Source organism: Hyalangium sp. (assembly GCF_035629615.1).
Lineage (GTDB): Bacteria > Myxococcota > Myxococcia > Myxococcales > Myxococcaceae > Hyalangium.
Window position 1 is genome coordinate 1 of sequence record NZ_DASPHO010000832.1, and the last position, 14999, is coordinate 14999.

Here is a 14999-nt window from a genome sequence, read left to right on the forward strand (position 1 = left end):
CATGATGATCCCCCTGCGTTTTGTTTTGTTTTGACGAGGAGAGGGTATAGCAATCGCGATGCCACGCCCAAATACCCGAAAGGACGGCCATTTTTCCGGCTTTGTCAGACCTGTCTGTTAAGAAACACCGGGCCGCTGACAACTTCCGACACGTCGGACGAGCCGGTCGACACGTCGGGCCGACGGTCGACACACCCGCCTGGCGTGGGGATCAGCTCTCGCTGGACTCGAGGCCCAGCTCCTTGATGCGACGGCCGAGCGCCCGCTTGGAGACCTCAAGGCGCTGCGCCATGGCCTCCTGGTCCCCCCCACACTCCTGGAAGCAGCGGGTGATCTCCTCGACGGTGAGGTCTCCGGCGGTGCGGATGTGGGGGTTCTTGTCGATCAAGTCGTAGATGGAGGAGCGGGGGATGCCCAGCCGGTCGGCGGCGGCCTTGAGGTCCCACGCGCTCTCCCGCAGCGCGGCGAGCAGCTCCGTCTCGGAGACGTCCGAGGCCCTGCGGCGGGCAGGCCCCTTCGCCTCGGGCAGAGGCTTTGACGCGGACGAGGGCTTCACCTCCACACTCACGGTGGGCCCGGAGGAGAGGATGGGGCGTCCGGGCCGAGGCATCATGGACGCCTCCAGCTCCTTCTCCAGCCGCGGGTCCAGCCGCAGCCGGGAGTGCCCGCGACTGCCGATGATGAGCTGCCGCGTGAGGTTGCGCAGCTGCCGGATGTTGCCCGGCCACCCGAAGCGCACCAGCCGGGAGGCCAGCGGCGCGGGCAGCCACGGCTCGGTGGACGAGTCCTCCGGCTTCAGCCGCCACGCCTCGCCGATGGACTCCAGCTCCTCGCGCGCGAAGTAGTGAAAGAGCAGCCCGATGTCCTCCCGCCGCTCTCTCAGGGGTGGCACCCGGATCTCGTACCCCGCCAGCCGGTGGAGCAGCGGCGCCTTGAAGCGTCCCTCCTGGATCTGCTGCTCCAGGTGCGCGTCCGTCGCCGCGATGAGCCGCACGTCCACCTTCACGGGCGTGCGCTCGCCCACGGGGAAGATCTCCCCTGTCTCGAGCACCCGCAGCAGCATCACCTGCACCTCGGGCGGCGCCTCGCCCACCTCATCCAGGAAGAGCGAGCCGTCGTGCGAGGCCCGGAAGAAGCCCTCCCGGTCCTTCACCGCTCCGGTGAAGGCGCCACGCGTGGCGCCGAACAGCTCCGCGGGCGCCAGCTCCTTGGGAATGGCGCCCATGTTGACGCTGATGAAGACCTTGTCCCTGCGCCGGCTGCTCTGGTGGATGGCACGGGCGATCAGCTCCTTGCCCGAGCCCGTCTCCCCGCGGATGAGCACCGGGACGCTCAGGTCCGCCACCTGCTCGATGTGGTGGCGCACCTGCTGGATGCCCACGCTGGTGCCCACCATGCCCAGCGCGTCCACGGCCGCGCTCGCCGAGGGGTCCGCCCAGTGCAGCAGCACCACCACGCGCTCGGCCAGCTCCAGCGCCACGCCCACCGCCAGCTCCTCGGGCGAGAACTCCCACAGCTCGCGCAGCAGCTCGCCGGCCAGCGTCACCTTGATGCCATCTCCCGGGGACAGCCGGACACTGCCCCCAGGGCCCTGCGAGAACACCACCGGCTTGCGGCTCAGGAAGGGATCGGCCAGGGGCGTGCCGAGCACGGCGTCCGGGCGCATGAAGTCCGGGGCGTTCCGGGAGACCTCCACCGCGCGGCCCGACAAGAGCGCATCCAGCACCAACCGCTCGCCCACTCGGTGGGCCATGGGGTGCGAGACGATGGTCAACGCCGGGACAAGGCGCGCGACCGGCTCGCTGATATCTCGCTTCCGCACGCCGATCGTGGATTCATCGGCGAAGCTTCCCTCACGCATTGCAGTGGTCCGTTCCGGCTGACTACCGTCCCGATCTGGCACTGTACCGGACACGGGGGTGTGAGCGCCCCTCCTTACAGGGTGGCCTCTCGGACACCTGGCTCGGCTTCAGCGCTCACCCTGAGTGAAAGGCCGAGCGTCCGAAAGACACTCTGAAGGGCAATCCCCCCGTTGGAATCCGACAGAGGCTCGTCCAAGAAACCTCCCGGTTCCCCTGGGGCTGCCTACAATCCTCGCGTGAGCACGAGTGGACATCGAGGCAGCATCCTGATCGTGGAGGACGACGAGGACATTCGCGCCGCCATGGCCGAGCTCCTCGAGAGCGAGGGCTTCGAGGTGGCCGTCGCCTCCAACGGGCAGGAGGGGCTCGAGGTGCTGAGCCAGATGGGCCCCCCGTGTCTGGTGCTGTTGGATCTGATGATGCCGGTGATGAACGGCGAGGACTTCCTGCGGCACGTGCGGCAGGACCCGGTCCTGAACCCCGTCCCGGTCGTCATCGTCACCGCCAGCGGGCGACCTCCCCTGCCAGGCACGCAGGGCATCCTCAAGAAGCCGTTCGAGATCACGGATCTGTTCGCGACCGTTACCCTGCACTGTCCATGAGCGGGCTCACGGGAGCGTGAGGCCGTGGCGGCGCAGATCCTCCGGCGTGTTCACGTTCACCAGCGAGCGCAGCTCGGCGTCCACCGCCCGGAGCGCCTCCTCCGGCAACAGCCTCGCGCGGCTCCGCGCGAGGAGCTCGCGCAGGGACGGGTCCCCCGCCTCCAGCCCTTCGCCCCATGGGCCCGCGAGGGAGGCGCGGTACACCGCGAGCAGCGGCTCCACCCGGCCTTGGACCGTGAAGCACACCGCGTCCACCTCGGAGGCTCGCGCCTCCAGCAGCACGCGCACCGCTTCCGGCTGGACGAAGGGCATGTCGCACGCCACCGCCAGCACCCAGGCCGTCCTGGCAGCCCCCAGCGCCGCATGCACCCCGCCCGGAGCGCCCTTGCCCGGCACCGCGTCCGCGACCGTGCGCAGCCCGAAGTGGGCGTAGGGCTCGGGTGCATTCGCCACCAGCACCACCTCCGCGAACAGCGGCGCCAGTCCGAGCAGCCGCTCCAGCACCGTGCCCTCCCCGAGCTTCAACAGCCCCTTGGGCACTCCTGACAGCCGCCGGCCCTGGCCTCCGGCCACCACCGCCAGCGTCACGTCTGGGAAGAAGTCCATGAATCCGCCGGAGCCTGGCCGACTGCCCCCAGAGCCACCGGATTCCAGGGGGATGGCCCCAGGCTAGCAGAGGTACTCCACGGGTCCCTGGCGTTCTGCCGAGCATCGCGCCTGCGGACTCGCCAGGAGGGAGCGAGTGGAGCACGGCCCGGCAGGCGTCGCGCGTGCTCGCGGGAGTTTCTCCCCCGGCGGTTTTGGTGGAGGCTGGGGGCTTCACGGGAACTCCCATGGCACTCACCTCTCTCAGCTCCGCGCAGCAAGCCGCACTCGACGCCGTCACTCCGGCGCCACCCGAGCCGCTGCCGCTGCTCCTGGCTCATGGCCGTTTCCTCGCCACGGCCGTGAGCGCCTCACGCTCGCTGCCCGGCTGCGACAACTCCGCCATGGATGGGTGGGCCGTGCGCGCCGAGGAGACGCTCGGTGCCACCCGAGATCAGCCGGCGCGCCTGCGCATCGTCGACACGGTGTATGCCGGGGCACTGCCCTCACGCGCCCTTCAGTCCGGCGAGGCCGCTCGTGTCTTCACCGGTGCTCCCCTCCCCGTGGGCGCCGATGCCGTCGTCCGCCAGGAGGCCGCCCGCGCCGACGAGAGTGGCCTGGTCTCCCTCTTCATCACCGTCCCTCCCGGCAATGACATCCGACGCATGGGAGAGGAGGTGCTGGCGGGCGCTCCCCTCTTCACAGCCGGACAGCGCGTGGATGCGAACGTGCTCGGCGTGCTCGCGTCCATGGGTGCCACCACCGCGCTCGTGCGTCGTGCGCCGCGTGTGGCCGTGCTCGCCACCGGGGACGAGCTGGTCTCGCCGGGGATGCCCGCCCTGCCCCACCAGGTCTACGAGAGCAACCTCCACCTCATCGCCGCCCTGGCCCGCGAGGCTGGCGCCGAGGTCGTCGCCACGGAGAGGGCCCGCGATGACGAGGCTGCGCTGCGCGCCACCCTCACGGCACTGGCGCAGCGGGCGGACGTTCTCATCACCACGGGCGGCGCCTCCGTGGGCGACAAGGATCTCGTCAAGAGCGTGCTCGCGGAGCTGGGCGCTCGCTTCCTCGTGAACGGTGTGGCCCTCAAGCCCGGCAAGCCGGTGGCGGTGGCGCGGCTCGGAGCCCTGGCGGTGGTGGTGCTCCCAGGCAACCCCGGTGCGGCCACCGTCGCGTTCGACCAATTGGGCCGGCCGCTGCTGCTCCGGTTCCAAGGAGTGCGCGAGGAGCGACGGCGCCTGCGTGCGCGGCTCTCGGAGGGACGGCACAAGCAGGCGGGCCTCGCCTACCTCATCACCACCACGCTGGAGCACCGCGAGGGCGGCGGGCTGCCATGGGCCGGGCTGCGGCCCCAGGGCGCGGGGCAGATCCTCCAGAACGTGGGTGCCCAGGGCTTCGCCATCCTGCCGCCCGGCCGCGCGGACTTCGCCGAGGGCGATGAGGTGGAGGTGGAGCTGTTCGACAGGCCCCGGTACGTGGCGGTGGAGGGATGAAGGCGCCCCCCGCGCTGAGCATCATCGGCTGGTCCGGCGTGGGGAAGACGACGCTGGTGGAGCGCCTCGTGCCCGAGCTGCGCGCCCACGGCCTGCGAGTGGGCGTGGTGAAGCACTCGTCGGATCCGCACCCGCTACACCGCGACGGCAGCGACACCGCCCGCTTCGAGCGAGGAGGGGCCGCGCTGGTCGCCTTTGCCACTCCCGCGGGTGTGCAGCTCTCCGTGAAGGAGGCGCCGGAGAAGGCACTGCTCCCCCTGCTCGGGCGCTTCGCGGACGCGGTGGAGCTGGTGCTGGTGGAGGGCTGGAAGGACGGGCCCTTGCCCAAGCTGGAGGTGTGGCGCGAGGGCCACGGTCCACTGCTGGCCGCGACGCGCTCGGATGTGCTGGCGGTGGTGACCGACGCGCCCCGGCTGCCCGAAGACGCGCCTGAAGGGATGCGGCGCTTTGGGACAGCGGAGCTGCAGGGGATCGCCCTCTTCATCACGCGTCTGGCGCGGGGGCAGGCCCATGAGCCGTGAGGAGAAGGGCATCACCCGGCGGATGGTGGTGCGATTCTCGGAGGAGGGAGCTGCGGCGCCTGAAGAGGACTCCGTGGCCGTGGAGGAGCCGCTGGAGATCCGCGTCAGCGGCGACACGGTGGCCATCACCATGCGCACCCCAGGCCAGGACCGGGAGCTCGCGGTGGGCTTCCTGTTCTCCGAGGGCATCCTCCGCTCCGTGGACGACCTGGGCGGCGTGACGTACTGCGGACGCCCGGGCGAGGAGGGCTGGGGCAACGTCATCGAGGTGACGCCCGCACCGGGGCTGGTGTTGGAGGTGGAGCGGGTGAGCGCGGCGCGGCGGGGGACACTGACCACGGCCGCGTGCGGCGTATGCGGGCGGCGGACCGTGGAGGATCTGATGGCAGTGTGCACACCGGTGCCGCCGGGGCTGGTGCTCGCGCCAGAGGTGGTGGCCCATGCCACCGAGCGGCTGCGCGACGTGCAGCGCAACTTCGCGAGCACGGGAGGCGTGCACGCGGCGGCGGTGCTGGACGCGAGCGGGGAGCTCCTCGCCTGGGCCGAGGACCTGGGACGGCACAACGCGGTGGACAAGGCCGTGGGCACGCTGGTGCTCAGCGGGGGGGTAAGAGCCTCCCGGGCCTCACCGAGCGGCACGTCGCCGCGGCCCGAGCGCCCACCCGGGGTGCTCGTGGTGAGCGGGCGCGCGAGCTTCGAGATCGTGCAGAAGGCGGCCGTGGCCCAGATTCCCGTGGTGGCCAGCGTGTCAGCGGCCAGCTCGCTCGCGATCGATCTCGCGGAGCGCTCGGGAGTGACGCTCGCCACGTTCGTGCGCGGCGGACGCTTCAACGTCTACACGCACCCGACGCGCCTGCGGAGGCCCTGAGCTCGCCTCAAATCATCTCGAGCCGCTGCCGCCAGTCCGCAACGTCCTCTGGCGACGCGCTCACCCTGGCCGCGCCATCGTCAGGTGAGCGAGACAGCACGCGGAGCTCCCGCGACCCTACGTGCTTGAGCAGTCCGGGCGAGGACGTCGCGATCACCACCTGGACGGGAGTGCCTCCCAGCTCGCCCGTCGACAGCCCCCGCATCAGCTTCATGAACTCGCTGCGCATCATGGACGGCAGGGTGCGCTCGGGCATGTCGAGCGTGATCACATCCGGCGGCGGCGCCTGGTACGGCAGCACGAGGTGGGCCAGCCACAGCAGCGCGGTGTCCGCCACCCGGTCCGGCGTGAACCACATGTCCGTCTTCCACCAGTCCCGGAACTTCAGCCGCTGCGTGCGCGGGCCCGTCTGCTGGAGCTCCACATCCCCCAGCGCGGGCACCAGCCGGCACAGGTCCTGGACCACCCGCTGCCGCTGCCCCGTCTGGAGCGAGGCGAAGACCCCCGCCAGGTTGTCTCCCGTCCGGTTCAGCGTCGATTGGCGGCCCGTGCTGCTCTCCTCCCGCAGCGAGATCAGATCCAGCGCGAGCGCCTGAACCGTGTGGGTCAGCACCGGCGTGGAGTCCAGCTTGCCCACCGGATACTCGACCCGCGCCTGCTTGTTGTTGTCGTACCGCCACTCCACCACTGCGGGCCGGCTCTCATCCTGCCGCCAGAAGTCCGCCGCGTCGCAGCCCAACTGAAGATCCAACCCATCCAGCACCGTCGACTTGCCCGAGGCCGGCGGGCCCACCAGAACCGTCAACGGCTCCAGCGACAGCTCCACGTCTCGTAGGCACCGGAAGTTCTCGAAGCGGACCGACTGGATCATGTTCCTGGCTCACCACCCAGGGCCACTCTCCCACGTTTCTACCTGCCGGAGTCGCGAAAATCCCGGGGCCCCGCGGGATCACCGCCGGCCTCCCCGCTCTGAGCACACGCGCAGTGCCGAGTCCGCGGGTCGCACCGCCAGTAATCCCGCGCCCTGCGTGCCGAGCGTCATGACATGTTCCTGAGCATGAGCGCTCAAGTGAGCATATGGAGGCTGCCTTGCATCCTGCTGCTGGCGGCGTGTGCGTCCTCTGAGCCAGCGCTGAGAGAGCTGGACCGTGAGGAAATGGACGCTCTGGCGTGGGCGAAGGTGGAGCATGGGGACGAGGCATGTGGCGAGGACGATCAATGCGTCACGCTGCTATGCAGTGAGGAGGCGTGCGGCATCTACCGCTGCGAGGACGTGCCACCGAAGCCAGAGATGCTGGCTTACCGGGGCGGCATCATGGCGCCTCCGGGCAGTGGTCCTGGGAGGAACTGGGGCCGACCGCAGGGCAAACCTGGGAATGGACTGCCCGTCTTCATCATCCCCTGGCGATTCCACGACCGGCGGGAACGGTTGCCGAGCGAGCTGGAGCGGCTGAGATCTGGGGGCACGCAGTGAAGTTGATCTTCCGTTTCGAGCTCACCGGCCCCATCGTTCCCTATCACTGGCGCGTGCGTCCCGCTCCCGTCGGCAAGTAATCGAATGCCACAGATGCGTTTCCACTGGCTCAAGCCCAGTACCCCTCCCCCTCGCAACGGAAGGATCGACGCCACGCATCGATGGGGCTTGCCCGGTGTCCGCTGCCCAGCATGTGGCGCGACCTGGGGAGACACGGCCGTCGCCTACCCATCCGCGGATCTCACCTCGCTGCCTGAACAAGCGAAATACGAGGAGCCGCGAGCGGAGCCTCTGGAAGAGTATGAGCGGCTCCGCGAGCGAGTCCGCGCCTGGGCGCCACCTGGCGCGCCGCTTCGTCCCGGAACGCGGCTCGGGCTGTTGCGAGGCACGGCTCAAGGAGACTTTGGAGCTTTCGCCTGGCCTTCCTGGGAGGCACTGCTCGTTCGACGCGAGGAGTTGGAGCGACTCCGGGCAGAAGGCGTTCGCGGCCTGAAGGCCTGTCGCGCGGAGCTGCGGTTCCGTCAGAAGAATCCCCCGGAGCTGCTAGAGCTAGAGCTATGGCCTCGGGGGCGACTGCACGAGCAGTGCCTACCACCTCGCCCTCCGCCATGTGCCCGCTGCGGCCGGGATGGCTTCCGCCGACCGGATCAGCCTGTCCTCGATGCGAAGTCACTTCCTGAGGATGTGGATCTGTTCCGGCTGGACAACTTCGAGACGATGATCGTCGGAACCGAGCGCTTCGTGGAGGCTGTGAAGCGACTCGAGATCTCGGAGGGAGTGGATTTCAGCGAGCTGCCCGTGCGCTGAACCGACACAGCAAGCAGGGTGCATGTGCCCATTGACCTACATCCGCCCACCGTCTCAGGGCATCCCCGCAACATGAGAGGCGGGCCGCGCTCCCTTCCGGCGATCAGCCCGGGCGGGTGAGCTGGCGGAACAGCTCGGCGTGCTCTGGGTAGCGCGCCAGGAGCGTGTCCCGCGCGGGCATCTCCCAGTCCGCGAAGTCAAAGCCAGGCGCCACCGTGCAACCCACCAATGTGTAGTCCCCGCGCGGCGCCGCCGCCTGCAGCACCCCGGCCGGGATGCTGACCTGGGGCTGCTCTCCGCGCACCACGTCCCGGCCCAACATCACCGACTCCAGCCCCTGCTCGCTCAGCAGGTACAGCGTGAGCGGCGCGCCGTCGTAGAAGTGCCACACCTCGTCCGACGCCACCTGGTGCCACGCCGCGAACTCACCGCGCGGCAGCAGGTGTAGATGGCCGTGCCCGCGGCCCGCGCGCCTCGGGGCGTCTCCACCCGCGCCCGCGCGCGGTACGTCTCCTTGTAGTACCCACCCTCGGGATGGGGCTGGAGCCCCAGCGCTCGCACCAGCTCGTCGACCATGCGGCAGACCCCAGCGCGAGCCGTGCCCAAGCGCGCGCACCGCCTCGTCTCCAGCGCCTCGCAGGCCCTCTCCCCTGGCTGCCCGCCACGCCACCGGGCTCAACCCATCAGGTCCTTCTTTCTTGAACCAACCTGCCTCGCGGGTCATACTGACTCAGCCCCTCCTCATGGGTCACATGGCCCCTCTCGGCAGGCATGGGCCAGTGGAGACGCGGGCCTGCTCCACCCGGGATGTCTCTGGAGCACGCGCGATGCAGCACCCCTTCCACCTGATGCCGAACATGATGGTGGGCCCCTTCCGTATCCAGGCGCGGCTGGGGGCCGGAGGCTTCGGGGCGGTGTTCCGCGTCGAGTGCGGCGGCGAGCAGTACGCCCTCAAGTTCGCCGCGCATGGCCCGGACAGCGACGACGCCAACCACACGGATGCGCGCGCCCAGCGCGAGCTGGCATGCCTGTTGCTAATCACCCACCCCAACGTCGTCCGCGTCTGGGCGCACGGCCGCTGGCCTCACCCCCGCACCGGCTACCACTACGTCGTCATGGACTACGTGGAGGGCCCCATGCTCACCGACTGGGTGCAGCAGACGCGCCCTGCGCTGCGCCAGGTGATCCGCCTCTTCGACACGCTGGCGCTCGCGCTGGAGGCGCTGCACGCGCAGGCCATCCACCACCGGGACTTGAAGGGCTCCAACATCCTGGTGCGCGCCCGGGATGGCGAGCCCGTGCTGGTGGACTTCGGCGCCAGCGAGCACGCCGGCTCCGCCTCGCCGCTCACCGAGGGCCCGCTGCCCCCGGGCACCCCGCACCTGCGCACCCCCGAGGCGCTGCGCTTCCACCGCGAGCAGTACGCGGACCCTTCCGCGCGCTACCCCTTCCAGGCCACGGATGACCTGTATGCGCTGGGAGCCACCCTCTACGAGGTGCTCACCCGCGCGCCGCCCTTCCCCCCCACCCTGCCGCGGGAGGTGCTCACCTCGCTCATTGAGACGGAGATGCCCGCCTCGCCGGCCGTCCTCAACCCCCAGGTGCCGCCCGCGCTGGCGGACCTCGTGCTGCGGCTGCTGGCAAAGCGGCCCGAGGAGCGGCCCGCCAGCGGCCAGGCGCTCCATGAGCTGTTCCAGGCGCTGCTGCATGACGACTCCCTCGTCTTGGACATGCCCCTCTCGCCCGGCGCGCACGCCGCGACGACAGAGGGCATGGGGGGACCGGCCGTCATGCTCGGCGCGGACAACCCGGAGAGGCCCCTCTCGGGCCCGGAGGACTGGGGGGGGGCGCAAGCCTCACCTGGACCCACCTCCCTGAGTGAGGGCAGAGCCCCCACCGAGCCCGTGGAGCGGGCCTCTCCGGGCAGTCCGAGGTACCTGCGGCGCAAGTGGGTGGCCGCCGCCTCCGCCCTGGGGCTGCTCGCGGCGCTGGGGGTGGCGCTCTGGCGAGGGGGAGAGCTGGGCTCCCGGCCGCCGGTTGCACCTGCCTCGCAACCTCCTGTGTCCGCGCTCGAGGTGCTCCCTCCCTCGCCCACCGTGGAGCTGTCGCCGGCCTTGCCCCTGAGTGACGCGGGCTCCCCCTCCCCCGCGAGCCTCTCCCCTGACGCGGGGCCCCTCACGCTTGCCGAGGCGCCCCCCTCTTCCCCACTGCAGAAAGGTCCACCGATGAGGACGAAACCTCTCGCCAAGAACCCCACCGCTCCGCAGGCCCCCGAGAAACTTCGGAGCCCGAGCCCCAGCGTGGCCAACCCACTGGCCATGGTCGCCGCTTGCGCGCTGGTAGGGAGCTGTGCCTCCTCCGAGCCTGTCATGCGACTCGGACCTCCTCCCCCCCAGCGCTGTCCTCCCACCTCCGTGGAAGTCATGGCAAAGGAGTTTGGCATTGGCACCCGAGAATTCGAGCGGATGGTCACCCCGTTCGTCATGCCGGGCGCCGGCGCGAAGCCACGCTACGAGGACTCCGTCCCCATCACGGAGGGGAGGCATGCAGTCCGGATGTACTTCGGTTCGAGCGGCCCCCGTGGGAAAGGGCTCCCGAAGAAGTCCGTGCTCGTGGGAGACTTCATCATCCGGGACAAGCTCTATGCCCGGTTCGTCGAGGCGGAGCTGCCTGACGGCCGGCGCTTCCCGTTCTGTGGCGAGCTGCTCGACCCGGATACACGGGAAGTGGGTGCCGCCTTTCGGCCGGGCTCGAAGCAGGGTGAAATGATGGTGGGTGCCATCTTGTACGTGGGAAGCTCGGACACCGACCATTGAGAGAGAGCAGGGAGTGTGGCTGTCCGCTGCCGCTCGTGTTCCGGGAGGCGTGGTAGAGGCGGTCTCCGCATCACTGCCGAACCGGAGATTCCGCCGCATGCGCCTCTGCTCATCCGCTGTCCCCCTGGCGCTCCTCGTGCTCGTGACGGCCGCTGTCGCGCGGGCGCAGCCGCCCCCCTGTCAGACCCTGGTCCGCCGCATCGAGCTGGCGGCGGACCCCCCCGTGCTTCCCGAGCTCTGCATCAGCGCGGGCCTGTCCACCACGCTGCTGTTCGACCAGGCCCTCGCCCTGGACGCGGTGGAGCTGGAGGACCGAGAGCGCTTCGAGCGGGTTGAGTCCACCCACAGCCTGCTGGTCCTCATTCCCTCGGAGAAGCTCGTGCCCGGGGAGCGGCTCCGGCTCACGGTCCGCTTCACGGAGGCAGGCACCCCGGCCAGCGCAACCTTCGTGCTGGTGGTCCACCGCGGACAGGCCGAGCGCCAGGTGGAAGTCTTCCGCCCGCGCTCTCCGGGTTCCTGTCAGGCCGAGCTGCAGCTCAAGGCGGCGGAGCTCCAGAGCTGCCTCGAGCAGCGTGCGCTCCCCCCGCCTCGAGTCGAGGCCCAAGCCAGCCTCGCGGGGCTGTTGATGGACGGGGTGCTCGATGGGAAGGGGATCACCTCCGTGAACGTCACCTCTCAGAGCATCGCCCTCCCCCCAGCCGAGTCCTTCGAGGTGCAGCGCGTCTTCCTCCATCGCTCCCGCTCGAGGCTCGTGGTGGAGGTGCAAGTGAAGAACGGCGACAGCGCGAGCCCCTGGACGGCAGCGGGCGCCGTCCTGCTGGGCCCTCCTGGCGAGCGCCTGGAGCCATTCTGGGTGTTGCAGGGCACGCCGCTGGGGCCAGGGGAGGTGGGTACGGTGTGGGTGGAGGCTCGAGCGTCGTCGAAGGGACCCATTGGGCCCTATACCCTCGAGCTCTGGGATGAGAACAAAGCGCACACGTTCATCTTGAAGGGCCTGAAGGTCCCCTAGCGGCACTGCCTTCCCTGAGAGCCCACCCTCCCGCACCTCACTCCGGCTCGCGGGGGAGCGCTCGCCGCCTGCTCCTGGAGCGGCCCTTGGCCATCATCGCGCCGGAGATCTGGCTGAGCAGCTTCACCTGGTTGGCGTTGAGCTTGCGCAGCCGGCGCAGCAACCGCCGCATGTCGGCCGTGTCATCGGCGCGGGGTTTCATGTCCTCCACGGAGAAGGCGCCCCGGAAGGCCGAGGGCTCCAGGCCGAGCAGCTCGTGGGGCGGCACGTTGAGCACCAGGCACAGCCGCCGCAGGTTCTCCACGCGCGGCAGCATCTGCCCGCGCTCCATGCGCCCATACACCTCCGAGGCCATGCCGATGCGCTCGGCCACATCCTCCTGGGTCAATCCCGCGCGCACCCGGGCGTTGCGCACGGCGACGCCGAGAATGCTCGAAAGCGGCTTTTCCATGAGTTGAGTCTCGCCAGTCCAATCCGGGTCCGCAGGGCATAGAGCGCTCGCGGAAGTAACCCTCAGGGTGATGTCCTTCCATCATACCCCAAGCGTTTGTTCCAGGACCTGGATTCAGGCGTGGCGACTGTCAGATGACAGGCGGACGGTGGGCGCGGGACAGGTGCTCCTGGCCGCTGTCCACGAAGCGCCGGGCCAGCTCGGTGCGGCCCTTGGCGCCATGCTTGCGGACGTACTCGAGCTCCTCGGCCAGCAGCGTCTTCACGGTGACGAGCTGCACGTCCCCCCCTGGCGTCTGGAGGAGGCTCGGCAGGGTGCTCGTGGCCATGCCGAGCAGGACGCCCACGCAGCCATCCGCGGTGACGAGCGACGCAGGCATGCCCTCGCCGGACAGCTCCACGGACAGCAGCTTCATGTCGGCCAGCAGCTCGCGCAGGCTCCCGTGGCCCGCCGCCGTCTGGCACACCTCGACGAGCGCCTGGAAGGGCCAGCTGGCGGACACGCTCGGCAAGGGCTCGTCGGTCTCGAGGAGACACTCGATTCCGAAGCCCCTGGAGGGCTCCTCCTGATCATCGAACGGATCCGAGAGCCCATCGCTGGCGAGCAGCGTGCCCCCGGGGCGGTGGATGACGCGCCAGGCCTGCCTCAGCGCGGGCCACCGAGGCCCCCCGGTAAAGGCCGGGTTGAGGAGGAAGGTGAGGACATCCGGCTCCAGTCTGCCCAGAGTCCCGTAGGCGGCATCCCGAGCGGCGGAGATCTGCTGCAGGAGCTCGTCATGCATGGCTGCACCTTATGACGAGGAGGCCTGCTCAGGTGGCCTCTTCCTCACCTCAGGCTCCAGGAAGGCCCCGCATGAAGGAGCCGCCCCCGCCGCCGCGAGGCTCAGCGCGTGTAGACCACGGGCTCGGCGCGCACCACCCGGGCCGTGGGCAGCCCGTCCTTCATCCCGTAGGCGACGCGCACCTCGGTGCCCTCGAGCAGCGACTCGGACGAGCGCACCTGCCTCGCCTGCACGGCGCACGTGCTCTCGTCCGTGCGCAGCTTGATGGGCCCCCTGCCGGGCACATTGACGGTCAACAGCCCGTCCCCAGCGAAGTCCAAGGTACCGGACAGCACGGCGGCCGGCTCGCTGGCTGCCAGCACCTCGGCGCAGCCCAGCCGCTCCGCTCCAGCCTGGCCACCGCCGCCCACGGCCTCTTGGATCCAGGACAGCGCTTCGCGCGTGGTTGCAGGCGCCTCGTCCAGGCCGAGCTCCTGGGCCACCTGCTCATAGAGCCTGTGCCGCTCCCGTATCATCGCCGGCGCCTCGGTGACCCGGGCCCATCGGCCCGTGTCGATCTCCGCCGCGCCCCCTGCTCCGGAACTGGCGCCAACGAGGTGCTCCTCGGGGAGCGCCACCTCTCGGTTCAGCCCCGCGCACGCCAACACGCTCGCTCCCAGGCACGCGCACCCTACCCACATCGCGAATCGCATCATCCCTCTCCTCCTCTGTCAGTCCGGGGTTCCTCCGCGGGCCGGACGCGACGTGCGCTCCTCCTCCGCGCCTTGCGCGAACACGGCGATGGCCACCCGGCGGCGCTCGGCGGCAGCGAAGAGCAGCCCGAGGGGGACTCCGAAGAAGAGCGCGTGCATCAACAGCTGGAAGAACTGCGGTGTCTCCAGGAACCACGGGTAGTAGCCGCGCGCGACGAACTGGAACGTCATCCCCCACACCCCGAGCGCGAGGAGCATGCCCACCGCGATCTGATGCGACAGCCTCGGCCGCAGCTCGGGAGACAGGCGCGCGTCTATCAGCGAGTAGGCCAGGCCGAAGAGGGCCGACAGCCCCAGGTGCACGGCGAGCCCTGCGGCGACCACCAGCCCCAGTGGGCCTTCCGTGAGGGCGCTCACGCCCAGCAGCACGCTGGCCGCATAGCGCACCGGCACCAGGACTCCCTGCCCGCTCACCAGCGAGGCGATGCACTCGGCGAGGGCAAACACCACGCCTGCCACCAGGCCGAAGCCCAGGCCGTTCCATGCTGCCCAGGGCGTCCTGGACCAGGCCATGACATGCCTCCTCACGTGTATGACTTCCCTCCCAGAAGAGTTGTCATCCGGCGGAGGGGCGGGAGACAGGGCGGGCGGAGGGAGCAGGCACCCGCTCTCCGTGGGAGCAGGCAGACAGACGGCGGATCCGTCTCCTCCCCAGCATGAGCCCGCGGCCTGGCGCTCACGGGCGTGGCTCAGCGATCGCGCTGGAGGAGCTGCTGGAGGAAGTCGAGGAACACCCGGACGCGAGGGGTGGACTGGCGCCGAGGCAGGCACAGCGCTCGGATGGGAGGGCCTTCCGCCGCGTAGGGCGCCAGCAGCTCCACCAGCCGCCCTGCGCGCAGGTGCTCTGTGAGCATGAAGTCGAAGGCCTGGCAGATACCGAGCCCCGACACAGCCGCCTCCACCATCAGCTCCCCATGGTCGATGCGGAACGCGTCCGGCGTCCTCACCGTGAGGGGGCGAGCCTCGCGGCGATCCCGG

General features: G+C 70.2%; 16 protein-coding genes and 1 pseudogene. 8 read left to right on the plus strand and 9 right to left on the minus strand.

The features are described from left to right. Positions 1-211 precede the first annotated feature (211 nt). Positions 212-1861, minus strand: a complete 1650-nt coding sequence (locus VD972_RS41770) for a sigma-54 dependent transcriptional regulator (RefSeq protein ID WP_324995019.1) — start codon at positions 1859-1861, stop codon at positions 212-214. Between the two features lie 237 nt (positions 1862-2098). Between VD972_RS41770 and VD972_RS41775 the strand changes: the two genes are divergently transcribed. Then, a complete protein-coding gene (locus VD972_RS41775; protein WP_324995021.1) occupies positions 2099-2464 on the plus strand; it encodes a response regulator in 366 nt (121 codons plus the stop codon). A gap of 6 nt (positions 2465-2470) precedes the next feature. On the opposite strand, the gene mobA is transcribed toward VD972_RS41775, so the two are convergent. Continuing rightward, positions 2471-3070, minus strand: coding sequence for a molybdenum cofactor guanylyltransferase (gene mobA, locus VD972_RS41780; protein WP_324995023.1), 600 nt, complete (start codon positions 3068-3070; stop codon positions 2471-2473). Positions 3071-3297: 227 nt separating this feature from the next. Between mobA and glp the strand changes: the two genes are divergently transcribed. From glp to fdhD, 3 genes are read left to right on the plus strand one after another with little or no spacing between them, the layout of a single operon-like run. Continuing rightward, positions 3298-4542, plus strand: coding sequence for a gephyrin-like molybdotransferase Glp (gene glp / locus VD972_RS41785; RefSeq protein ID WP_324995025.1), 1245 nt, complete (start codon positions 3298-3300; stop codon positions 4540-4542). Beyond that, entirely contained in the window at positions 4539-5063 is a 525-nt protein-coding gene (gene mobB, locus VD972_RS41790; protein ID WP_324995027.1) for a molybdopterin-guanine dinucleotide biosynthesis protein B, read from the plus strand. The genes glp and mobB overlap by 4 nt, the downstream gene beginning before the upstream one ends. Then, the gene (gene fdhD / locus VD972_RS41795) at positions 5053-5931 is read left to right on the plus strand and encodes a formate dehydrogenase accessory sulfurtransferase FdhD (protein WP_324995028.1); all 879 of its coding nucleotides are present in this window, start codon (positions 5053-5055) and stop codon (positions 5929-5931) included. The genes mobB and fdhD overlap by 11 nt, the downstream gene beginning before the upstream one ends. Positions 5932-5938: 7 nt before the next feature. Here the strand turns inward: fdhD and VD972_RS41800 are convergent, their stop codons facing one another. Beyond that, a complete protein-coding gene (locus VD972_RS41800) occupies positions 5939-6802 on the minus strand; it encodes an AAA family ATPase (RefSeq protein ID WP_324995030.1) in 864 nt (287 codons plus the stop codon). A 198-nt stretch (positions 6803-7000) separates the two neighbouring features. Between VD972_RS41800 and VD972_RS41805 the strand changes: the two genes are divergently transcribed. Both VD972_RS41805 and VD972_RS41810 read left to right on the plus strand, forming a co-directional pair. Beyond that, the gene (locus VD972_RS41805; RefSeq protein ID WP_324995032.1) at positions 7001-7405 is read left to right on the plus strand and encodes a DUF2380 domain-containing protein; all 405 of its coding nucleotides are present in this window, start codon (positions 7001-7003) and stop codon (positions 7403-7405) included. Positions 7406-7498: 93 nt separating this feature from the next. Further along, positions 7499-8212: a double-CXXCG motif protein gene (locus tag VD972_RS41810; RefSeq protein ID WP_324995053.1), complete on the plus strand. Its 714-nt coding sequence runs from the start codon at positions 7499-7501 to the stop codon at positions 8210-8212. 103 nt (positions 8213-8315) lie between these two features. Here the strand turns inward: VD972_RS41810 and VD972_RS45655 are convergent. Then, positions 8316-8788, minus strand: a pseudogene (locus VD972_RS45655) (cupin domain-containing protein). A 251-nt stretch (positions 8789-9039) separates the two neighbouring features. On the opposite strand from VD972_RS45655, the gene VD972_RS41825 reads away from it, so the two are divergent. After that, on the plus strand, positions 9040-11028 hold the full coding sequence (locus VD972_RS41825) for a serine/threonine protein kinase (protein WP_324995039.1): 1989 nt from the start codon (positions 9040-9042) through the stop codon (positions 11026-11028). Positions 11029-11125: 97 nt separating this feature from the next. Beyond that, positions 11126-12037, plus strand: coding sequence for a DUF2381 family protein (locus VD972_RS41830; protein WP_324995041.1), 912 nt, complete (start codon positions 11126-11128; stop codon positions 12035-12037). A 37-nt stretch (positions 12038-12074) separates the two neighbouring features. On the opposite strand, the gene VD972_RS41835 is transcribed toward VD972_RS41830, so the two are convergent. The 5 genes from VD972_RS41835 to VD972_RS41855 all read right to left on the minus strand — a co-directional run. After that, the gene (locus tag VD972_RS41835; protein ID WP_324995043.1) at positions 12075-12488 is read right to left on the minus strand and encodes a helix-turn-helix transcriptional regulator; all 414 of its coding nucleotides are present in this window, start codon (positions 12486-12488) and stop codon (positions 12075-12077) included. A gap of 130 nt (positions 12489-12618) precedes the next feature. Continuing rightward, the gene (locus VD972_RS41840) at positions 12619-13269 is read right to left on the minus strand and encodes a hypothetical protein (RefSeq protein WP_324995045.1); all 651 of its coding nucleotides are present in this window, start codon (positions 13267-13269) and stop codon (positions 12619-12621) included. 101 nt (positions 13270-13370) lie between these two features. Next, positions 13371-13964, minus strand: a complete 594-nt coding sequence (locus VD972_RS41845) for a hypothetical protein (RefSeq protein ID WP_324995047.1) — start codon at positions 13962-13964, stop codon at positions 13371-13373. A 15-nt stretch (positions 13965-13979) separates the two neighbouring features. Continuing rightward, positions 13980-14534: a hypothetical protein gene (locus VD972_RS41850; protein ID WP_324995048.1), complete on the minus strand. Its 555-nt coding sequence runs from the start codon at positions 14532-14534 to the stop codon at positions 13980-13982. 176 nt (positions 14535-14710) lie between these two features. Next, positions 14711-14999: LysR substrate-binding domain-containing protein (locus VD972_RS41855; RefSeq protein ID WP_324995051.1), on the minus strand; the 289-nt coding region annotated here is incomplete at its 5' end.